The 21,936-nt window shown below is 64.6% G+C and carries 18 protein-coding genes; 14 read left to right on the forward strand and 4 right to left on the reverse strand.

The window, feature by feature from the left end; all coding sequences use genetic code 11:
• Positions 1 to 32: 32 nt before the first annotated feature.
• From MAIT1_RS01790 to MAIT1_RS01805, 4 genes are all read right to left on the reverse strand, one after another.
• Positions 33 to 1,667, reverse strand: coding sequence for a 1,4-alpha-glucan branching protein domain-containing protein (locus MAIT1_RS01790; protein ID WP_085440308.1), 1,635 nt, complete (start codon positions 1,665 to 1,667; stop codon positions 33 to 35).
• Positions 1,636 to 2,496, reverse strand: a complete 861-nt coding sequence (locus MAIT1_RS01795; protein ID WP_085440309.1) for a hypothetical protein — start codon at positions 2,494 to 2,496, stop codon at positions 1,636 to 1,638. The genes MAIT1_RS01790 and MAIT1_RS01795 overlap by 32 nt, the downstream gene beginning before the upstream one ends.
• 202 nt (positions 2,497 to 2,698) lie before the next feature.
• Positions 2,699 to 4,945 carry a 1,4-alpha-glucan branching protein GlgB gene (gene glgB, locus MAIT1_RS22550; protein WP_414673625.1) on the reverse strand — a complete coding sequence of 749 codons (2,247 nt, stop codon included), beginning with the start codon at positions 4,943 to 4,945 and terminating at the stop codon, positions 2,699 to 2,701.
• Between the two features lie 1,702 nt (positions 4,946 to 6,647).
• Entirely contained in the window at positions 6,648 to 9,032 is a 2,385-nt protein-coding gene (locus tag MAIT1_RS01805) for an isoamylase (RefSeq protein ID WP_085440310.1), read from the reverse strand.
• Between the two features lie 386 nt (positions 9,033 to 9,418).
• On the opposite strand from MAIT1_RS01805, the gene MAIT1_RS01810 reads away from it, so the two are divergent.
• The 14 genes from MAIT1_RS01810 to hypE all read left to right on the forward strand — a co-directional run bounded on the left by MAIT1_RS01810 (position 9,419) and on the right by hypE (position 21,775).
• On the forward strand, positions 9,419 to 10,549 hold the full coding sequence (locus tag MAIT1_RS01810; RefSeq protein ID WP_085440311.1) for a hydrogenase small subunit: 1,131 nt from the start codon (positions 9,419 to 9,421) through the stop codon (positions 10,547 to 10,549).
• 11 nt (positions 10,550 to 10,560) lie between these two features.
• The gene (gene hybA, locus MAIT1_RS01815) at positions 10,561 to 11,589 is read left to right on the forward strand and encodes a hydrogenase 2 operon protein HybA (protein ID WP_085440312.1); all 1,029 of its coding nucleotides are present in this window, start codon (positions 10,561 to 10,563) and stop codon (positions 11,587 to 11,589) included.
• On the forward strand, positions 11,586 to 12,734 hold the full coding sequence (gene hybB, locus MAIT1_RS01820; RefSeq protein ID WP_085440313.1) for a Ni/Fe-hydrogenase cytochrome b subunit: 1,149 nt from the start codon (positions 11,586 to 11,588) through the stop codon (positions 12,732 to 12,734). Before hybA ends, hybB begins: the two co-directional genes overlap by 4 nt.
• A 24-nt stretch (positions 12,735 to 12,758) precedes the next feature.
• A complete protein-coding gene (locus MAIT1_RS01825; protein WP_085440403.1) occupies positions 12,759 to 14,462 on the forward strand; it encodes a nickel-dependent hydrogenase large subunit in 1,704 nt (567 codons plus the stop codon).
• 218 nt (positions 14,463 to 14,680) lie between these two features.
• Positions 14,681 to 14,896, forward strand: coding sequence for a hypothetical protein (locus MAIT1_RS01830; protein ID WP_085440314.1), 216 nt, complete (start codon positions 14,681 to 14,683; stop codon positions 14,894 to 14,896).
• Positions 14,886 to 15,437: a HyaD/HybD family hydrogenase maturation endopeptidase gene (locus MAIT1_RS01835; protein WP_085440315.1), complete on the forward strand. Its 552-nt coding sequence runs from the start codon at positions 14,886 to 14,888 to the stop codon at positions 15,435 to 15,437. The genes MAIT1_RS01830 and MAIT1_RS01835 overlap by 11 nt, the downstream gene beginning before the upstream one ends.
• The gene (locus tag MAIT1_RS01840) at positions 15,428 to 15,691 is read left to right on the forward strand and encodes a HypC/HybG/HupF family hydrogenase formation chaperone (RefSeq protein ID WP_085440316.1); all 264 of its coding nucleotides are present in this window, start codon (positions 15,428 to 15,430) and stop codon (positions 15,689 to 15,691) included. The genes MAIT1_RS01835 and MAIT1_RS01840 overlap by 10 nt, the downstream gene beginning before the upstream one ends.
• Before the next feature lie 560 nt (positions 15,692 to 16,251).
• Positions 16,252 to 16,893 carry a [NiFe]-hydrogenase assembly chaperone HybE gene (hybE, locus tag MAIT1_RS01845; RefSeq protein ID WP_158089253.1) on the forward strand — a complete coding sequence of 214 codons (642 nt, stop codon included), beginning with the start codon at positions 16,252 to 16,254 and terminating at the stop codon, positions 16,891 to 16,893.
• Complete coding sequence (locus MAIT1_RS01850; RefSeq protein WP_143814600.1) at positions 16,890 to 18,050, forward strand: nickel-dependent hydrogenase large subunit; 1,161 nt, start codon at positions 16,890 to 16,892, stop codon at positions 18,048 to 18,050. The genes hybE and MAIT1_RS01850 overlap by 4 nt, the downstream gene beginning before the upstream one ends.
• A complete protein-coding gene (gene hypA / locus MAIT1_RS01855) occupies positions 18,043 to 18,384 on the forward strand; it encodes a hydrogenase maturation nickel metallochaperone HypA (protein ID WP_085440319.1) in 342 nt (113 codons plus the stop codon). Before MAIT1_RS01850 ends, hypA begins: the two co-directional genes overlap by 8 nt.
• Before the next feature lie 12 nt (positions 18,385 to 18,396).
• Positions 18,397 to 19,341, forward strand: a complete 945-nt coding sequence (gene hypB, locus MAIT1_RS01860; RefSeq protein ID WP_085440320.1) for a hydrogenase nickel incorporation protein HypB — start codon at positions 18,397 to 18,399, stop codon at positions 19,339 to 19,341.
• A gap of 6 nt (positions 19,342 to 19,347) precedes the next feature.
• A complete protein-coding gene (locus MAIT1_RS01865) occupies positions 19,348 to 19,599 on the forward strand; it encodes a HypC/HybG/HupF family hydrogenase formation chaperone (protein WP_085440321.1) in 252 nt (83 codons plus the stop codon).
• Positions 19,596 to 20,747, forward strand: a complete 1,152-nt coding sequence (gene hypD / locus MAIT1_RS01870) for a hydrogenase formation protein HypD (RefSeq protein WP_085440322.1) — start codon at positions 19,596 to 19,598, stop codon at positions 20,745 to 20,747. Before MAIT1_RS01865 ends, hypD begins: the two co-directional genes overlap by 4 nt.
• Complete coding sequence (gene hypE, locus MAIT1_RS01875) at positions 20,744 to 21,775, forward strand: hydrogenase expression/formation protein HypE (protein ID WP_085440323.1); 1,032 nt, start codon at positions 20,744 to 20,746, stop codon at positions 21,773 to 21,775. Before hypD ends, hypE begins: the two co-directional genes overlap by 4 nt.
• The last annotated feature ends 161 nt before the right edge of the window (positions 21,776 to 21,936 follow it).

The raw sequence follows: 21,936 nt of genomic DNA on the forward strand, positions 1-21,936 counted from the left end.
CGAGACGGCGCTACGGCGCGCGCTCGCTCAACCTATTCGCCTACAATTTCACAGCATTGCAGCATTTGCGCAGTCAGACGAGGAAAAATCGGGTCCAGCTCCTCCAACAGCGTCAATTCCGACGCCGAGATGACGCCGCTTTGAACCTGTGTGGCCAAATGGTGAAAACGCGCCAAATAGCTTTTGACGCGCCCGGCGGCGTAGTCGGAATGGGCGCCGTGGTCCAGCAGAAACGGCCAGTCCGAAGCCTGCGCCAGCAGTAGACAGCGCCCCATGTGGCACAGCGCGCGCTGTCCGGCGTCGGAGTCCGCTTCAGGGGCGTCATACACCGCGCGCAGGCGAATATGCGCCTGATCCAACAGCGGATAGACCCAGGCGTTGCGCGGATTGAGCCAAGCGCTGTTGTCGCCGTCGCGACCCCAGGTGGCGGCGCGGGCGGGGTGATGCAGCGGCGTCGGCGCCGCCTGCCCCATGGCCGCCGCAGGCAGCGTGGACGTCACTCCAGCTTGCGGCGCGGCGCGCAGCAGCGCCTCCAGCCAGTCGATCCCCTCCAACCACCAGTGGCCGAACAGCTCGGCGTCGAACGGCAGCACCGCGATGGGTCCCTGTGTGTGGTCACCACGGCGCGCGGCCAACTGTTCAACGAAATGCGCAGCGTCGGCGCGCGCCTGCGTTTGCGCCGCAGCGGGATCATAGGGCGCCTTGGGCGCACTCCCGCCGGTAACGCAGTAGGGCTTGACCCCCGACGGCGAGGCGATCTGCGCGTGGGCCAAATAGGGGCCGATGCGTTTGAGCGGCAGCAGATCCGACAGATCGTGGTGGAATTCGCGGTAGGCGGCGTGATGCGGATAGCCGATCTGCGCGTCCCACACCAGACGCGAAAGCCCATTGTGACGGAAAAATCCCACCACCCGCTCGCCCAGCTCCGCCATAGGCGGCGCCTCGCCTGCGCCCAGATCCTGACTGGTGAGACAGGCGGCGTCGAGGAAGCAGTAGTTGACCCCCGCGCGGCGCAGCAGCGGCAGCAGCATGGGATCATAGGCGCACTCGGGCAGCCACAACCCCGGCGCGGTGAGTCCAAACGCCTGTTGATGCGCCTGCGCGCCCAGCGACAGCTGCGCCTGCAGCGACTCCGGCCAGTGGCGCAGCAGCGGCAGCACCGCGTGGGTGGCGGTGGTGCGCAGCAGTTCGATCACCCCAGCGCGAGCCAGTCGCGCCAGCGCCCCCAGCAGATCGCCGCCGCGCGCGTGGTAGCGCGCGGCGATCCCCTGGATGCGCGCCAAGTGCCAACGCAGCGGGGCCTCCAGATCGATGGTGGCGGGATCGGGCTTCTCCAGTAGATCCTCGAGGAGTGCGCACTGGCGCTGCAGATAGTCATCGAAGCGCTTCTGCAGCAGTTCATCCTCCAGCATCGCCGCCAGCGGCGGCGAGACGCTCAGAGCCAACAACCCGCGCCGTCCTTCGGCGGCCAGGCGTTCGAGCATCTCGATGAGGGGCAGATAGGTTTCGCTGATGGCCTCAAACAGCCAGCACTCCTCCAGCGCGCGCGGGTGTTCCGGATGGCGCGCGTAGGGAAGATGCGCATGCAGAACCAGTAGAAAAGCGCCCTGCAGTATGGATTGGTCGGGCTCCACCCTACGACTCCAGGGCGTCGAACGCCGGACCATGGCCCGAACGCCATTGAGACGGCGCGGCGCGCGTTGGCGCAGGCTCTTGCAGCGGATTGGGGAAGGTTTCAGCCGCCAACGGATGGCCCCAGTAGTGCGGCGAAGCGGCCAGCTCCACCAGCGTGTTCTGGGTCTCGGTGGGCGGCAACCAGCGGTTGAGCGCCTGCTCGGCGCGGGCGTCCCACTCCTCCGCCGAAGCCAACGGCGCCATCATCGGCAGTGCGGCGGAGCCGGCGAACAGAGGCTCCAGCGGCGCGCGCAGCGGCTCACACAGCGGAAACGACGGCTGCGGGACAAACGCCATCTCGCCATGGATCGGCGCCAGCGCAGGCTCCGACCAGTCGGGCGGCGCAGACTGAACTGGGGCCGCATCAGAGCGGAGCGGCTCAGGCTGGATAGGCGGCTCAGACTGGACGGGTTCGGCATCATGGCGGGGCGCCGGGGTGGGCGACTCCACAGGCTGCGCTGCAAGCGTCAACACCGGCGCGCTCACATGCAGGGGAAACGCGCGGGGAGCAGGTTCGACGACGGAATCGGCAAGGGCTTCAGGGGCTGCGGGGGCATTCTCGAAGAGAAACCATTGCCCCTCATTGACGGGCAAGGAGAAGGGCGCATCGTCGACAGCGGCATCCATCTCGGGCGGCGCCTGGGCGTCGATGCGCGCAATCAGGTCTCGCAGTTGCGCCTGTTCGTCGCTCGGCTCGCGGGCGTGATGCGCCGCTTGCGCCATGCCGAAGCCGTTGTCATCAACCGCCGGATCGCGCGCGCCATCGGACGTCTGGCCCTGGGGCGACGCCGGATCGGTCGGAGCGTTCCGAGATTGAGTCATGTGGCGCCTCTTGCGCACGGATTCGGAAGCGGGCGCGAGCCCGCATCATCCCAACCGGAGAAGGAGAGCAGACAGACCGCTCTTTCCCGCCGCGCGGGGCGTTGGGATGGCTAGCGCGAACGACGGATTCTATACCACACCAGGCCCCAACGCGCCACACCATTTGCGCACGCAGTCCCAGGCGACGACCTGCCAAAACGACCTATTCCGCTTGGTCGGCAGACGGTTGCGCAGGCTGAATCACCCGCTCGGCCTCCGCCACCGGCTGTAGCGCGATCATCGCCAACGGCGGCAGACGCACCATCACGCTCTGCGCGCGGCCCATCCACGGGCTGGGGTCTGGGGTCAAATCCGCCCCCGCATTGCCCATGTTACCGCCGCCATAGTAGGCCGAGTCGGTGTTGAACACCTCACGGTAAGGGACCAACTGCGGCGCGCCGATGCGATACGCCTCATGGGCCACGGGGGTGAAGTTGACCGCCATCACCAGATGCCCCTCAGGCCCGCTGCGCACGAAGATGATGACTGAATTGTCGCGGTCGTGACTCTCCACCCACTCAAACCCGGCGGCATCAAAATCGCGCCCGTGCAGCGCCGACTGCGCGCAGTAGAAGCGATTGAGGTCGGCGATCAGGCGTTGGATGCCTTGATGGGGCTCCTGCTCCAGCAGCTCCCACGGCAGCGGACGACTGCTGCTCCACTCGGTGGGCTGGCCGAACTCGCAGCCCATGAACAGCAGCTTCTTGCCGGGATGGGCGAACATGTAGCCATACAGCGCGCGCAGATTGGCGAAGCGACGCCATTCGTCGCCGGGCATTTTGCCCAGCAGCGAGCCCTTGCCGTGCACCACCTCGTCGTGGGAGAGCGGCAGCACGAAGTTCTCGTTAAAGGCGTAGACGAAGCTGAACGTCAGTTGATCATGGTGATGCTTGCGATAGACCGGGTCCATGGCCATGTAGGAGAGGGTGTCGTTCATCCAGCCCATATTCCACTTGAGATTGAACCCCAACCCGCCCACTTCGCCGGGTTTGGTCACCATGGGCCAGGCGGTGGACTCCTCGGCGAACACCAGCGCCCCCGGGGCCTCCTGGTGGACGGCGCGGTTCAGATCCCGCAGCAGGGCGATGGCCTCCAGATTCTCGCGTCCGCCGTAGCGGTTGGGAATCCACTCTTCTCGCGAGTAATCCAGGTAGAGCATGCTGGCCACCGCATCCACGCGCAGGCCGTCGATGTGGAACTCGGTGAGCCAGTAGACCGCGCTGGAAATGAGGAAGCTCTTCACCTCATGGCGGCCATAGTTAAAGATCAGCGTCGACCAGTCCAGATGTTCGCCCTGGCGCGGGTCGGCGTGTTCATACAGCGCGGTGCCGTCAAAGCGGGCCAGGGCGTGCTGATCCTTGGGAAAGTGCGCCGGCACCCAGTCCAGAATCACGCCGATGCCGTTCTGGTGCAGCGCATCCACCAGATAGCGGAAGTCGTCGGGCGAGCCGAAGCGGCTGGTGGGGGCGAAGTAGCCGGTGGCCTGATAGCCCCACGAAGGGTCGAATGGGTGCTCGGTGATGGGCATCAACTCCACATGGGTGAAGCCCATCTGTTTGACGTAGTCGATCAGCGCATGGGCCAGCTCGCGATAGCTGAGGAACTGCCCCTCGTCGCCGCGTCGCCAGGAGCCCGGATGCACCTCGTAGATGCTGATGGGTTCGCCCTGCCAGTCAAACTGTTTGCGCTGCTCCAGCCACGCCGCGTCGCCCCAGGCGAAGTCGTTGGGGGGCACGATGATGGAAGCGGTCTCCGGGCGCAACTCAAAAGCGCGGCCATAGGGGTCGGATTTGAGGAACGGCGGTTCGCCCTCAGTGGCTTGCAGTTCGAACTTATACAACTCGCCGCCGCCCAAACCGGGGATGAACAGCGTCCACACGCCGCTGCCCTCATGGCGGCGCATCAGATGGCGCAGGCCGTGCCACTGGTTGAACTCGCCCACCACGCTGACGCGAAACGCCGACGGCGCCCACACGGCAAAGCGCACGCCCTGAATGCCGTCGATCTCGATCTCATGGGCGCCGAGAAAGCGCCACGCCTGCCGATTCGAGCCCTCGTTGAACAGATGCGCGTCAAATGCCGACAGGGTGTCGGGGAAGCAGTAGGGGTCGTAATCGATGCGCTCGCGGCCGTCGGCGTCCTGACTCCACAGATGGTAGCGGGTGGGGACCTGGTCGGCAGGTCCGCGCCACTCGAAGAAGTCGCTGCCCTCCAGCCGCTCCATCTCGGCGTCGGCCTCCCACAGCTTGACCCTCTCCGCCAACGGCAAATGGGCGCGCACGCAGGCGATTTCGCCGGTTTCGCCACTCTCCAGATGCAGCCCCAATACGCCAAAGGGATCTTTGAACAGCTTGCGTTTCAGGCGCGTCACCACCGGGTCCAGCGGCGCGGGGGCGGTAATGGAGGCCAGCGCAGGCGACGCCGACGCAGGCGCGACAGGAATGCTCGGCGCGACGGGGACGCTGGGCGCGAGTGGCGCGGCGGAAGGCTTCCCAGGGGCCGCAACCGGTTTGGCCTGCTCGGCGTCAAAATCATAATCCAGCACCGCGTGGCCACGGCGGATGATCTCGCGACCATATTCGCCCAACAGCCCCTGTTCGCCGCCGCCCAACGCCATCTCCTGAGCGCACAACAGATGCAGCAGCGCGCGGTTGACCGCAGGCGACTGCGCATCGAAACCGCCGCCATCCACCACTTGCGCAAAGCGCGCGCTCAGACGCTCGGCGGGGCTCAACTCCGCCTCATGGGCGGCGACCCAGGCGGCGTCATCGGTGCGCCGGGGCTGGTTCATGGGAAAGTGCGGATTCTCCGCGCGCAGGGCGTCGATCACCCCTTGCAGCACCTCGGCGCCCGCCCCCGCCGTATGCCGCTCCCACACCGCGCGCTGCTGCGCCGGTTGCACAATGGGCAGATCATCAACCGCCACCCCCGAGGCGAACAGCGCCTCCAGATATTCGCCGCCATTCATCATCGGCGTATCGGAGCCGGAGGTCTCATGGGCGGCCTGACGGAAGGCGTGGGGGAATTCGTTCATCACCACCCCGCCCTCCTCGCCCGGCCCCCACTGCGCCGCCATAGGCGGGATTGACTCGCCGCCGAGGTCGATGCGCTGCATGCTGCGCGCGGCGTGGGCGGACTGCATCTGCCCCACCATCAAGTTGCGATTGCCCGGGCCGATGAGCAGCGCCAGGATGGTCGCCTCCTCTCCCGCGCCGTTGCGCGCAACCAGTCGATAGGCGCCGTGTGGTCCGTGAGGCTGGGCGCCGCTGGCGGGATCCTCCACCGCCTCTTCCGGCAGCAGAATCCACTGGTAGCCATTCAGGCGCAGGGTGGAAACCAGTTCAAAAGCGTGTTCCGGGTGGTTGGGCAGCTCCATGTTGGGCGGGGCGAAACCGCGCACCCGCGCCAGCGCCTCCAGCCCGAACTGTGCGGCGAAGGTGTGTCGCCACGCGACCACATGGCGGGCGAAATCCTGCGGCGGCGTGTGGCTGGCGGAGACATTGCCCCACGCCGAGCCGAGCCACTCCACCTGGGGCGTATAGCTGTCGCTACAGGTGATCCCGCGCAGGGCGTCGAGGACATCATGAAAGCCCGACACGCGCAGCCCATGCAGCAGCGCGCCGCTGTAGTCCAGCATCACCCGCGGCGAGGCCCCCTCATGGCGAAGTTGCGGCACAAACTGAGCGATGCGTTTGTAGCACCAGTGGTAGATGGGCGCGTTGTGGTTATCGCCCAGATGGGGCTGCTCGAACATGTGCTTGAGGTGGCAAACCAGACGCGCCTGGGTCAGCTCGCGCCCCTGCTCGGAGGGGATCAACGGCTGGTGCATGCGCAGCGCCACGGCGCTGGCGGCGCGCACGCGACTCCAATCGATGTCACTGCGCTCCAACCAGTGCGCCACCTGTGCGGCGGCTTCGGTGGTCTGCCGCAGAACCTCTTGGGAACCACACAGATTGGGGGCGTCAACCAAGTATTCGGGTACGGCGTTCATGCCAAACTCCTGCGGATTGTCCTGCTGGGGCGGTTGCTCCATCAACCACACATCATAATAAGGAAATCATGCAAAATTACCATCTTGCATTTGCGCCTCGGTTGTGCGGCGGCCAGCTTCCTTATCCGGGGCTCTTCTGCGGCACCTCATGCAGCACGGCGATGGCGCGCGGATTGACCCCATAGCTGTGCATCACCTCGTCGCGTTCGCCCTGGGGCCAGCAGTTGCCGCGCGCCTCGGCCCAGCGGTCGGTGTCGATAATGCGCACCCAACGCAATCCCGGCTGTGCGAGAGGCACGGCGAAGTCCGCCGCCTGCTCGCCCATATTGATGCACAACAGATAGTCGGTCTCACCCACCGCGCGGCCATTGATCTGCAAGCGGATGCAGCGGTGATGCGGCTCAATATGGCCCTGCCCATGTTCGGGCAGGAACTGATAGGTCACATCGGCGCCGGAGTCCATCTCCATATCGGCATACTGGCGCTGCTGCAGCGCAGGCGAGACGCGGTGCAAATTGAGCAGATAGTGGACGAACACAAACAGCGGATTCACCGCTTCCGGCGCCGCTTCGGCGCAGCCCAGGTTATTATGGTAGGGCGCTTCGCAGCCGCTGGGAACCGCTTGCGGACAGTGGCTGGCGATCATGGCGTAGTTGTTCCAGGTGGCCGGACTGTCCACGTCCCAGGTGTTGTTGTTGCCGTTTTGCGTGCGCCCGAACTCATCCCCCGCCACCGCCATGGGCGCGCCGCGGGAGAACATCAGCAATGTCCAGAAATTGCGCATCTGCTGACGTCGCAGGGCGTGGTCGCCGCCCCAGCCGCTGGAGAGATTGTCGTCGCTGCCGCCGTCGGAGGGGCCGAATGGCCATTCCAACACAGCGTTGGTCTTGTGGTCGTAGCTGACCAGATCCGCCAGGGTGAAACCGTCGTGGGCCACCAGGAAATTGATGGAGTGTTGCGGGCCGCCCTTGTCGCTGAAGTTCTCGTAGTCGCCATTGAGCATGCGCACCGTCTCCACGGCGGAGCCATCGCCGCGCACAAACATACGCAAAGCGTCGCGGAAGCGTCCGTTCCACTCCCCCCAGTGGGCCGGGAAGGCGCCCACCTCATAGCCCCACAGATCCCACGCCTCGGCGATCATCTCCACCTCTTCGCGCTTGCCCAACTCGGCGATGCGCAGCAGCAGCGGGTGTTGATCGAAGAATTTGCGCTGATTGGCCCAGTCATCCTTCTGGAAGTGGTTGGGCAACCGCCCCAGCGCCAGCGCCAGATCGAAGCGGAAGCCATCCACCCCCATATCGTGAATCCAGTAGTGGAGCGAATCCATCACCAGTTCATGACACACCGGACTGGAGAAGCTGATCTGGTTGCCGCAGCCGGTGGCGCCGTCTAGCAGATGGTTCTCATGACTGAGCACGTAATATTCCGGGGCGTCGAAGCCGCCGAAACTGACAAACGCGGTGGTGTCCTGGCGGCCATACCAGTTGCCGCCCTCGCCAGTGTGGTTGTAGACCACATCCAGATAGACCTCCATCCCCTGCGCGTGGAAGGCGGCCACCATGGCCTTGAACTCGCGGGTGGGGCCGCCGGGGGATTGGTCGTGGGCGTAGCGCCGATTGGGGGCGAAGAAGCCAAGGCTCATGTAGCCCCAGTAGTTATCGCGCGGCTGCAGGGCGGGATCGCGGATGTTGGCGATGAAGTGGATCGGCAGCAGCTCGATGGTGGTGAAACCCAGCGCCTTGAGATAGGGCGCCATATACGCCGCCCCGGCGTAGGTGCCGCGCAGCGCCTCAGGCACATCCTCCACCGCGGCAAAATCCGGCAAGCCTGTGAGAATGCTCTTCAGGTTCGATGCCGAAGGGTGTTGCGTGAGCCCGCGCACATGGGCTTCGTAGATCACCGCCTTCTCCGGCGGCACGCGCGGGCGCGGCGTGGGGAACGGCGCATCCTGCAGCGCGACGCCCTTGGGCGCCCAGGGGCCGGTGTCATGCCAGCGCGCCGCATGCCCCAGATACTCAAACGCGCCGGTGTGATAGAGGTGGAAATCGAGCCCCGCCGCGTGCAGCTCCGGGGTGATCATGTCGTGGGAGAGCTCCCGCGCGTAGGGGTCGAACAGCAGCTTGTTGGGATTGAAACGGTTGCCCGCGTCGTCCACGTCGGCGATGAAGCCCGCTTCGCTGCCGCCCCGCCGCCAAGCCGGATTGAATGTCCAGTTGGGCCCCCAGCAGCGAAAGGCGTAGAGGCTATGCGCTGGGGCCTGGCGAATGCGCGCGCGCCAGATGTTGTCATCGGGATTGCGCGTCAGCCAGTAGTCGTGGACGACATCACCGCCGATGGCGCGGTCATGAATCTCCAACAGGATGCGTTGGGCGCGGCGCGAGAACACCGCCACCAGCAGGTCGCCATTGTCAAAACTGACGCCCAGGGGCCACGTTGCGCGCGCCCAGCTGGTTGCCTCAACCGCGCTGAAGGCGCCCTCTTGCGGGTGGAATTCGCCAATCGCCATGCCGCCTCTCCGAGTGCGCCACTGCGGGCGGACACGCCCGTCCTCTTGACGCAAGGCGTTACATTAACAACTCTTTCCATCAAGCGCGATGGCGCGCGACAACTTTGCACGCCACGACGGCGCCTGCGCGCGCCATTTCGAGCGCACGCTCATCCAGTGCAGGCGCGTCCCCCCATTGCGCCGCCCACTGATAAGCAAGCTTCCACTGTTGCCCGCCAACACACTGATCGCCTTTCACCTGATCCGGCGCCTTAAAGTGTCAATTTTTGCAAGTCATTGCTTTTATGATTTTTTTATTTGGCCCTGCGATTGCTCAAGGGTTACGGCCAGATGTCAGTCAGGTGAATCCTCCCTGCGCCCATCCCACCCAGCCGGAGATCCGTACGATGGCAGCAACTGAAAGTGACTTTCTCAACGTCGAACAGCGCCTGGGAATCTCCCGCCGCGCGTTTCTGAAATTCTGCGCAGGCGTGGCCGCCTCCATGGGCCTGACGGGCAACGCCGGTCTGGCCATGGCCGAAGCGGTGGCCACCGCGCGCAAACGGCCGCCGGTGATCTGGCTGCACGGCCAGGAGTGCACCGGCCCCTCCGAAACCCTGCTGCGCTCCGAACAGCCCAGCCTGGAGACGCTGATTCTGGATCTGATCTCGCTGGAGTACCACCAGACCCTGGACGCGGGCGCTGGTCATATCGTCGAAGAGCAAAAGCGCGCCTCGATGGAAGCCAACAAGGGCAAGTACCTGCTGGTGATCGAAGGCTCCATCCCCACCGCCGATAACGGCATCTACTGCAAAATCGGCGGCCAGACCATGCTCGACGCCACCCTGGAGGCCGCTGAACACGCCGCCGCCATCGTCGCGTTTGGCTCCTGCGCCAGTTGGGGCGGGGTGCCGTCGGCGGGCCCCAACCCCACCGGCGCCACCGGCGCCCCCGGGGTGCTCAAGGACAAAACCGTGGTCACCATCCCCGGCTGCCCGCCCAACCCGGCCAACTTCCTGGGCACGGTGCTCTACTTCGTCACCTACGGCAAACTGCCGCCGCTGGATAGCCAGGGCCGTCCCAAGTGGGCCTATGGCCGCCTGATCCACGAAAACTGCTACCGCCGCCCCCACTTCGACGCCGGGCGCTTCGCCACCCAGTTCGGCGACGAAGGCCACAAGAAGGGCTGGTGCCTCTACAAGCTGGGCTGCAAGGGCCCGGAGACCTACAACAACTGCCCCAGCCTGGAGTTCAACAACCTCGGCGGCGGCGTCTGGCCCATCGGCGTGGGCCACCCCTGCTTCGGCTGTTCCGAGGGCGGCGTGGGCTTCAACAAGCCGCTGTTCTCCCTGGCCAAGGTGGAGACCCACACCGCGCCCAACACCTTCCCGGCCATCGATAGCCGGGAAGAGACCAGCAGCGCCAGCGTCGGCGCGGCGGCTCTGGCCGGCGCGGTGGTCGGCGCGGTGGCCGGCGCCAGCGTCATGGCCGCCAAGAAGTTGGGCGACAAGGAAGGCGACAGCGCGGACAAGGCGTGAGGAGGCGGAGTATGAAACGTCGTGAATTTCTCAAAAGCGTCGCTGGCGGCGCGGTCGCGTGTGCGGCCCTGCCACAGACGGCCGAAGCGCGGGAGAATCTCAAACCCGCGCCGCAGGCGGTGGGGATGCTGTTCGACTCCACCCTGTGCATCGGCTGTAAGGCGTGCGTGAGCAAGTGTAAAGAGGTCAACGGCATGCCGCCGGAGATCGATGGCGATAACGTCACCTGGGATTCGGCGCGCGATCTGTCGGGTAAAACCCTCAACGTGATCAAAGCCTACAAACAGGGCAGCGGCCAGACCAAAGACGCCCTCACCGACGGCTTTGCGTTTGAAAAACGCAGCTGCATGCACTGCGTGGATCCCGGCTGCGTGTCGGTGTGCCCGGTGACCGCCATGCGGCGTCACAGCGTCACCGGCATCGTCACCCACCACCCCGACGCCTGCATCGGCTGCCGCACCTGCATGACCGGCTGTCCCTACAACGTGCCGCAGTTCGAGTACGACAACCCCTTCGGGCAGATTCAGAAGTGCCAGATGTGCAACCAGAAGGGCGTGTCGCGCATCGACAACGGCCAGCTCACCGGCTGCGCCGAGGTCTGCCCCACAGGCGCCACCCTGTTCGGCCCCCGCGAGGAGCTGCTCAAGGAGGCCAAACGGCGCCTGGCCGCCCAGGCGGGAGACGAACTCTCCTACCCGCGCGGCAATGTGGTCAAATCCACCGGCGACCACGCCAAGAGCGCGCCGGAATATCAGCAGCACATCTGGGGCGAGAAAGAGGCGGGCGGAACCAATGTGATGCACATCTCCGCCATACCCTTCGACAAACTGGGCATGCCGCCGCTGGGCGAACGCTCCTACGCCTCCATCTCCGAGGGCGTGCAGCACACCCTGTACAACTATCTGGCGCTGCCCGCCGTGGCGTTGGCGGGTCTCACCGCCATCGTGCGCCGCAACACCAGCTCCCAACACGACGCCTCGGGCATGGACACCGACCTGGGCAGTGATGAGGGCGCTGACAATAATGGGGGCGCGTCATGAGTCATCACGCAACCTACCGCCCCCTGGGCGGACGCATCTTCACCCTGCCATTCCTGGTGCTGGGCGTGTTCGTGGCCATCGGCCTCTACTACATCGCCCTGCGTTTTACCGACGGCATGGGCGCGGTGGCCAACATCAACGGCGGCTACCCCTGGGGCATCTGGGTGGTCTATGACGTGGTGGTGGGCACCGCACTGGCCTGCGGCGGCTACGCCATGGCCATCCTCATCTACGTGTTCAACAAGGGCGAATACCACCCGCTGATCCGTCCGGCCATCCTCGCCTCGCTGCTGGGCTACGGCCTGGGCGGCTTCGGCGCGCTGTTCGACATGGGCCGCTGGTGGCAGTTCTACAACATCCTGCTGCCGTGGAACTGGAACTTCAACGCGGTGATGCTGGAGGTGGGCCTGTGCGTGTTCACCTACATCCTGGTGCTGCTCATTGAGTTCGCCCCGGTGCCGTTTGAAAAAGCCAAGGCCGGGCACAAACTCAAGCGCCTGAACAAAGTGCTGTTCTTCTTCATCGCCTTGGGCGTGCTGCTGCCCACCATGCACCAATCCTCGCTGGGCTCCATGCTCATCGCCATGGGCTACAAGGTGACCCCGCTGTGGCAGTCACTGCACATGCAGCCGGTGCTGGCGATTCTCACCGCCGTGAGCATGGGCTTCGCGGTGGTGATTTTTGAAGCCTCGCTGGCCGCCACCGGCCTCGACCACCCCACCGAAACGCCGCTGCTCAAAGGGTTGGCCAAGATTCTCATCGGCCTGTTGTCCGTCTATCTGGTCATCCGCTTCGGCGAGCTGATCATGCGGGGCAAGCTGGGCTTCATCTTCGCTGGCGATCTGCACAGCCTGATGTTTCTCATCGAGACCGCGCTGTTCGCGTTCCCGCTGTGGGTGCTGCTCAGCCCGTCCAAGCGCACTCGCGGCAAGCCGTTGATGTGGGCCGCCACCAGCCTGTTGCTGGCCGGTTCGCTGTACCGCTTCAACGCCTTTTTGATCGGCTACGATCCCGGCCCCGGCTACAGCTACTTCCCCTCCGTGTCGGAGATCATGGTGACCCTGGGGATCATCGCGTTTGAAATCATGGCCTATCTGGTCGTTGTCAAAACCCTGCCCGTGCTGCATCGGCCCGAGCACGCCTGATTCGTTGTCAAAGGAGTAATGAAAGTGGCGAAACGTATCACTGTTGATCCCATCACCCGAATCGAAGGCCATCTGCGCATTGATGTGGAGGTCGATGGCGGCAAGGTCACCAAGGCGTGGTCCTCCGGCCAGATGTGGCGCGGCATCGAAAAGATCCTGGTGGGCCGCGACCCGCTGGAGGCGTGGACCTACACCCAACGCTTCTGCGGCGTGTGCACCACGGTGCACGCCATCACCTCGGTGCGCGCGGTGGAGAACGCGCTGGGCATGGAAGTGCCGGTCAACGCCCAGTTGATCCGCAACATCATCCAGACCGCCCACGCCATTCAGGACCACATCGTGCACTTCTACCACCTCTCGGCGGTGGACTGGGTGGATGTGGTCTCGGCGCTGCAAGCCGACCCCAAGAAGGCGGCGCAACTGGCTGAAAGCCTGTCCGACTGGACTCTGAACAGCGTGCACGAGATGACCGCTGTGCAGAACCGTCTGAAGAAGTTCGTCGAAAGCGGTCAGCTCGGCCCCTTCGCCACCGGCTTCTGGGGCCACCCGGCCATGAAGCTGCCGCCGGAGGTGAACCTGATGGCGGTGGCCCACTACCTCCAGGCGCTGGAGGTGCAGAACTACTGCAACAAAATCGTCGCCATCCTCGGCGGCAAGAGCCCACACATTCAGAACGTGGCGGTGGGCGGCGTCTCCAACTCCATCGGCTTCGACGCGCCGTCGGTGCTGAACATGGAGCGCCTGATGTTCATCAAGGGCTTCATCGACAAGCTGGAGAACTTCATCCACAAGGTCTACATGGTGGATGTGCCCGCGGTGGGCGCGTTCTATCTGGACTGGACCAAAGTGGGCGGCGGCGTGACCAACTATCTGTCGGTGCCCGACTGCCCGCAGGACAGCAAGGGGACCAAGTTCGACCTTCCCGGCGGCTACATCAAGGGCGGCGATCTATCCACCTTCAAGCCCATTCTCACCCACGGCGACGCCTACTTCCGCGACGGCGTGGCCGAGAGCTCCAAGCACAGTTGGTACAAGGGCGACGCCACCCTGCATCCGTGGCAGGGCGAGACCGACCCCAACTATGACGACTTCAACGCCGAAGGTCAGTACAGCTGGATCAAGGCCCCCACCTTCTACGGCGAGCGCGCCGAGGTGGGACCGCTGGCCAACGTGCTGGTCAGCGTCGCCGCCGGGCATGAGCCCGCCATCCGTCACCTCAACAGCGCCATCGGCACCCTCAAGGCGGTGTCGGGTCTGAGCGATGTGCCGCTGGAGGCGCTTAACTCCACCATCGGTCGCCATGCCGCCCGCGCGGTGCGCTGCGCGGTGATGATGGACACCCTCAAGGAGCAGTGGTCCAAACTGGTGGCCAACATCGGCACGGGGGATCTGGACACCTTCAACGCGCCGGTGTTCCCCAAGGGCGAAGTGCGCGGCTTCGGCTTCCACGAAGCCCCGCGCGGCGCGCTCTCCCACTGGGTGGTGATCAACAACGGCAAGATCGCCAACTATCAGGCGGTGGTGCCCTCCACCTGGAACGCCGGTCCGCGCGCCGAAAACGGCGACCCCGGCCCCTACGAAATGTCGCTGCTGGATACGCCGGTGGCCGACGAGCACAAGCCGTTGGAGGTGCTGCGCACGGTGCACTCCTTTGACCCGTGCATCGCCTGCGCCATCCACATGGTGGATACCGAGAAGCGTGAAATCGTCAAGGTCAAAGCCCTGTAAACTTGGGGCCGGAGAACTAACATTGAGCAGAACTAACGGGGAGATAAAAGATAGTGGGGCTCCGCCCCACACCCCGCCAGGGCGCCGCCCTGGACCCGCCAGGCCAAATTGGGACAAATCCCGATTTCCCTGGACCCTCGTTAGTTTTACTCCGTGCAAGCACGCTATTATTCGCATCGACTGACGCCCGGTCGTTGCATTGAGATGGAGTGACACAAATGAAAAGATCTGCTCTTGTTGCCGCCGCCTTGGCTCTGGCTCCCGCCTCCGCGCTGGCCCATACCGGTCACCACGAAGGCTTTAATCTGCTGCACTTCCTCACCGACCACCCCCCCGCGGCGATTCTGGCCATGGTCGTGGTCGCCGGGGTGGTGTTCCTGGCCCTGCGCAAACCCGCCAAATCCGAGCAAAAGGCCAAGGACCATGTATCCTGATAACAAGGAGATCCTGCTCATCGGCCTGGGCAATGTGCTGATGCAGGACGAAGGCGTGGGCGTGCGCGCAGTGGAGGCGCTGGAGTGCCGCTATCACCTGCCGCAGACGGTGACGGTGATGGACGGCGGCACCACCGGCACTGAACTGCTGGAGCCCATGCGCAACGTCAAACACCTGATCGTGGCCGATGCGGTCAACACCGGCGATCCCCTGGGCACGCTGGTGCGCATCGCCAATGAGCAGGTCCCGGCATTCTTCCAGACCAAACTCTCCAACCACCAATTGGGGCTGTCGGATCTGCTGGGCCTGCTGGCGCTCACCGAACAGCAGCCGCAAACCGTCACCATCGTCGGTCTGGTTCCCCACGGGCTGGAGAACCAACTGGGCCTCACCGCCGAGGGCGAAGCCGGGGTGGAGCGCATGGTGACGCAACTGGTGCGGGAACTGGCCGACCTGGGCGTAACGCTGACGCCCAAGGAGACGCCGCAAATCGGCTACTGGGCGCGTCAAGCGCAGATGGAGCTGGCCAAATGTGCCTAGGCATTCCGGTGCGCGTGGTGGAGTCCCATGACTTTGTGGCGATCTGCGAAGGGCGGCAGGGTCGCCAGCAGGTCAACATGATGTTGGTGGGGCCGCAGCCGGTGGGAACCTGGGTCTCCAACTATCTGGGTTCGGCGCGCGAGGTGCTGGAGCCGGAGCAGGCTGAGGCCATCAACGCCGCCATGGATGAACTGACCGCCGCTGTCAACGGCGACCCCAACGCCAATCTGGATCTGTTTTTCGATCCGCGCTAAGTTTTTCTTCTCCCTGTTTTCCTCTTCCAACCGGGGGGGCTCTCCTTGGCCCTCCCGTCTTTTTTTCTCCCGTAGTTTACACAAGCTCTGAACGGCCAATGTTTGCGTGACGCAAGCCCGGCCAGCGCTGACTATGGGCCGCCGACTGGTCGGCGGCGGGGTCTGGGGGCTTCGCCCCCAGCGGGGCGTGGGCGGCCCCACGATTCGGCAGGATTGCCGAATCGGACTCGCGCAGCGAGCCCAAAGGGTGAAGGCCAAGGATGGCCTGAATCACGGTGTGGAAGTTGGGAGCTCGAGGGCGGAGCCCTCGATATCTTTCATCCCCCCAATAATGATGTTTGGTGGAAACACGCACAGTGAACACTGTCTTTTTTGCTTCCATTATTTTGTCGACGTGAAATAATGGTATCCACAGTGAAATCGTAATTTCAAAAATTCTATTTTTTCCCTTACTGTTTCATCAACTTATTCTCACCATGTTTTGGCGCCGCCGTTGCTGTATGGCAACCACCCAGCGCCCAACCCGGGCGTCGCATCGGCAGACCCAGCGGAGAGATGGCATGGATGAAACCACCCTGAAAGACAAACTGGAAAGCGTGTTTGGCGCCATCGAACGCGATCAGATGCGCGGCCTGCCTCTGCTCAATCCGATTATCAAGGTCGAAGCGGTGGGGGTGCAGCCCATCGGCGATCTGTGGTGCGGCGTGGTGATCACCCCCTGGCTGATGAGCCTGCTGGTGGTGGACCCCACGGGTCTCTCCTGGCAAAACGCGCCGCTGGGCGAGAAGATCCACATCGACTTCCCCGAGCGCAGCCATGCGATGGCCATCAATGAGTTCGATGGCGTGGGGCGCTGCCTGACGCTGTCGCTGGAATCCCCCATGCACCCCTTCCCCACCCACGACTCCGCCGTCTCCCGCGCCGAATCGTTCCTCGACGTGCTGATGACCGACAGCGCCGACAGAGAGCCCACGTTGGACGATACGCCGCTGGATGAGGCGCGCATGCAGCGCTTCCTCAGCGGCGAGGATATGCGCGATATCTTCGAGCAGGAGCGGCAGGCGCTGATGGCCGAAAATGGGTTTGTCAGCAAAGAGGGCTCCAGCGCCTGCCCCGCCTCGGGCGGCGCGGCGCAGAAGATGGCGCAGCCGGTGAGCCGACGCGATCTGTTCACGGGTCTGCGCGGCGGGGAGCCTGCATGAGTTTTGACGGCGGCCTGCGCATCACCCTGCACCCGAACCGCAGCGGTCCGGCGCGGGCGGTGATCGACTCCCAACGTATGGTGGGGGCGTCGCGCATGCTGGTGGGCAAGCCGGTAGAGCAGCTCTTAGCGCTGCTGCCGAAGCTGTTCGTGGTGTGCGGCGTGGCCCAGAGCGTGGCGGCGGCGCGGGCTGTGGAGGGGTTTCGGGGCGTTGCGCCCTCCCCCGCCATGGCGGCGCAACGCAACCGCCTGGTGGCGCTGGAGAGCATCAAGGAGCATCTGTGGCAGATCCTGCTGCAGTGGCCGCCGCTGCTGGGCAAACAGGCGCAACAGGCGACCATGGCCCAAGCCGCCAAGCAGTATCTGAAACTGAGCATGCTGCTGCGTGACGGCAAGAGCCCCATGCAGCCAGGGGCCGAGGGCGACATCGCCAATCTGGACGCCGCCGCCTGGACGCCATTGCTTGGCATACTGCGCGAAACCGTGTTTGGCGTGGAGTTGGAAGAGTGGCTGACGTTTCATCATCTTCAGAAGATCGTCCACTGGAATGATGCGGTGGAGACCCTGGGCGCGGCCATGGCTTCGGCGGCGCTGCATATCGCCCCCTCTGGCTGGGGGCAGAGCGGCGTCGGGCCGCTACCGACATTGAGCGCGCAAGAGCTGGCCCCGCTGATGTCGGATAGCGATTTCATCGCCCGGCCGCGCTGGCGGGGGGCCTGTTATGAGAGCAGCGCGCTGACCCGCACCCGCAGCGCCCTGCTGGAAGAAGCGAGCCGCTACGGCAACGATCAACTCACGCGGGTGCTGGCGCGTCTCACCGAGATGGCGCAACTGGCTTTGGCCCTGCGTGACGGCGACGACGCCCGCCTGCAGGCGCTCACGCCAGACGTCGGCGCGCAGCCGCAAGGCTACGGCGTGGGGGTGGTGGAGGCGGCGCGAGGCCGTTTGGCGCATCGCGTGAAACTGGATGGCGAGGTGTCGTTGGACTACGCCATCCTCGCCCCCACCGAGTGGAATTTTCACCCCGATGGCGCGGCGGCGCAGACGTTGGCCAGCCTGCGCGGCGATGCCGAATCGTTGCAACGCTGGGCCACATTGGCGATCTACGCCATCGACCCCTGTGTGGGATTTGAACTGAAAGTGGCGCCAGATGCATGAGATGTCGCTGTGTGAGGGAGTGATTCAACTGCTCGAGGAGCACGCCGAAAGCCAAGGCTTCAAACGGGTCAAAACCGTGTGGCTGGAGATCGGCAAACTCTCCGGCGTGGAGGTGGAGGCGATGCGTTTCTGCTTCGATGCGGTGGCGCGGGACTCCATCGCCGACGGCGCCAAGCTGGAGATCATCGAACCGCCGGGCGTAGCGTGGTGTATGACCTGTTCCAAACAGGTGGAGACCCAGCAGCGATTTGACCCCTGCCCGGAGTGCGGCGGGTTTCAGTTGCAGGTGGTCTCCGGTGACGCCATGCGAGTCAAAGAGTTGGAAGTCGAGTAGAGGAGAGTCGACATGTGCACCGTTTGCGGATGTGGTCAGGGCGAAACGCGCATCGAGGGCGATGCCGCCCACAAGCATGATCACGACCATGATCACCACCATCATGGCCACGCCCATAGCCATGACCATTCGCACGATCATGGCCACGACCATGGCCACGATCACGAACATGCGCATGAACACCCTCACGAGCATGGTCACAGCCACGATCACGATCATCACGACTACGGCCAGGGCCCGGCCCGCGCCCACGCCCCGGGCATGAGCCAGTCGCGCATGGTGCAGATTGAGCAGGATATCCTCAGCAAGAACGATCAGTACGCCCTGGCCAACCGCCGCACATTCAATGAACAGGGGATTCTGGCGCTGAATCTGGTCTCCAGCCCCGGCTCGGGCAAAACCACCCTGCTCACCCGCACCATCGAGTTGATGAAGGATCAGTTCGAGGTAGCGGTGATCGAGGGCGATCAGCAGACCGCCAACGACGCCGAGCGCATCCGCGCCACCGGCGTGCGCGCGCTGCAGATCAACACCGGCAAGGGGTGCCACCTGGACGCCCATATGGTAGGCCACGGTCTGGAGCGGCTGGAGCCCAAACCCGGCTCGCTGCTGTTCATCGAAAACGTCGGCAATCTGGTCTGCCCGGCGGCGTTCGATCTGGGCGAAGCGCATAAGGTGGCGATTCTGTCGGTCACCGAGGGCGAGGATAAACCGATCAAATACCCGGACATGTTCCACGCCGCCGACCTGATGCTGCTGAACAAGGTGGACCTGCTGCCCTATCTGACCTTCGATGTGGACAAATGCATCGGCTACGCCCGCCAGGTCAATCCCAACATCAAGGTGCTGCTCACCTCCGCCGTCAGTGGCGAAGGCATGGACGCCTGGCGCCGCTGGATTGAAGCCACCCGCGCCATCGCCCTGACCGGCCACCCCACCCTCTCGCAGTCGGAGTAACCGCCCATGTGTCTGGCCCTGCCGGCCCGCATCGTGGCCATCGATTCAGACGCCGACACCGCCAGCGTGGAGCTGGGCGGCGTGCGGCAACAGATCTCCCTGGCGTTGGTGGAGAACGTCAGTGTGGATGACTACGTGCTGGTGCACGTGGGTTACGCCCTCAACGTCATCAGCGAAGAGGAAGCGCGCAAAACCCTGGAGTTGATGGCCGAAGCGGGCATCGTCAGCGAAGCCGCGCCGTCGGAGTCCGCGCCATGAAGTACGTCGACGAATTCCGCCAGCGCGATCTGGCGCTGAAGCTGGCCGAGGGCATCCGCACCGCCGCCAAACCGGATCGTATCTACCGCCTGATGGAGTTCTGCGGCGGCCACACCCACGCCATCTTCCGCTACGGCGTGCCCGACCTGATGCCCGACAATGTGCGTTTTGTGCACGGCCCCGGCTGCCCGGTGTGCGTGCTGCCCATTGGCCGCATCGATATGGCAGTGGAGATCGCCCAGCGCCACGGGGCCATTCTCTGCTCCTACGGCGACATGATGCGCGTGCCCGGCGGCAATCGCATCAGCCTGCAACGGGCCCGCGCCGACGGCGCCGATATCCGCATGGTGCACTCCACCCAGGAGGCGCTGAAGATCGCCCAGGAGAACCCCACCCGCGATGTGGTGATGTTCGCCATCGGCTTTGAGACCACCACCCCGCCCACGGCGGTGGCCATCAAACAGGCCGACGCCATGGGGCTGAAGAACTTCTCCGCCTTCTGCAACCATGTGCTCACCCCGGCGGCGATCCAGGCCATTCTCGACGCCCCAGACATCGAACAGGACGCCGTCGCCATCGACGGCTTCCTCGGTCCGGCCCACGTGAGCAGCGTCATCGGCAGCCAGCCCTATGTGGCGCTGACGGAGAAGTACCGCCGCCCGGTGGTGATCGCCGGATTCGAGCCGCTGGACGTGATGCAGTCGGCGCTGATGCTCATTGAGCAGCTCAACGCCGGACGCTTCACGGTGGAGAATCAATACACCCGCGTGGTCACGCCCGAAGGCAATCGCAAGGCGCAGGCGCTGGTGGCCGAAGTGATGGAGATGCGCGGCGAATTCGAGTGGCGCGGCCTGGGGGTGATCCCCAACAGCGCGCTGAAGATCCGCGAGCGCTACGCCGCTTTTGACGCCGAACGCCGCTTTGATCTCACCCCCAGCACAGCACAAGACATCAAAGGCTGCGCCTGCCCGGAGATTCTGCGCGGGCGCAAGCGCCCCACCGACTGCAAACTGTTCGGCACAGTGTGCACGCCGGAGAACCCCATGGGTTCGTGCATGGTCTCCTCCGAGGGCGCGTGCGCGGCTTACTGGAGCTATGGCCGCCACCGTTCTGGCTCTTCTCAAACCACACAGGAGAGCGCCGCATGAGCCACACCCTGGACATTCAAAACGGCGTGGTGGAGATGTCCCACGGCAGCGGCGGACGCGCCTCCCACACCCTGATTCGTGAACTGTTCGCCTCGCATCTGGACAATCCCTATCTGCGCCAGAACAACGATAATGCGCGCTTCGACGCGCCGCCGGGTTCGCTGGTGATGAGCGTGGATAGCCATGTGGTCTCGCCGATCTTCTTTCCCGGCGGCGATCTGGGCGCGCTGGCGGTGCATGGCACCCTCAACGATGTCGCCATGTCTGGCGCGGTCCCACTGCATCTGACCGCCGGATTCATCCTCGAAGAGGGCTACCCCCTGGCGGATCTGGAGCGCATCGTCATGAGCATGGCCCGCGCCGCCAAGGATGCGGGCGTAGAGATTATTGCGGGCGACACCAAGGTGGTGGAGCGCGGCCACGGCGACGGCGTGTTCATCACCACCACCGGCATCGGCGTGATTCCACCCGGCTCTGCGCGCATCTCCGGCGACGCCGCCCAGCCCGGCGACGCCATCCTCATCAGCGGCTCCATGGGCGATCACGGCGCCGCCATCATGCTGGCGCGGGAGTCGATGGATTTCGACCACGCCATCCAGTCCGACAGCGCCGCTCTGCATGATCTGATCGCGCATATGCTGCGCATCGTCCCCAACATCCACTGCCTGCGCGATCCCACCCGGGGCGGGCTGGCCACCACCCTCAATGAACTGGCCGAGCAATCCAACGTGGGTATGGTGATTGAGGAGTCGGCGATTCCCATTCAGCCCCAGGTGGCGGCGGTGTGCGAACTGCTGGGGTTGGATCCGCTGACATTGGCCAATGAGGGCAAACTCATCGCCATCTGCCCGCCGGATCAGGCGCAGACGCTGCTGAAAGCGATGCGCGCCCATCCGTTGGGCGAAAACGCGGCCATTATTGGCGAAGTGACCGAAGCGGATGCGGGCATGGTGCAGTTGGTGACGGGATTCGGCGGCAGAAGAATTCTCGATTGGCTGGCCGGAACGCCGCTACCGAGAATTTGTTAATCAAAATCTGTTAAATACTGGTCGCTCAAGTAAACAAGCCGCCTGATGCAACCAACTCAACAGGTGGAAAAGCTGGACATTTATGGCCAGCTTTTCCGGGGTCTGGGGGCCGCGCCCCCAGCGGGTCGAGGGCGGAGCCCCGTGGGTGCAGGGCAAAGCCC

Source organism: Magnetofaba australis IT-1, assembly GCF_002109495.1.
Classification (GTDB): domain Bacteria; phylum Pseudomonadota; class Magnetococcia; order Magnetococcales; family Magnetococcaceae; genus Magnetofaba; species Magnetofaba australis.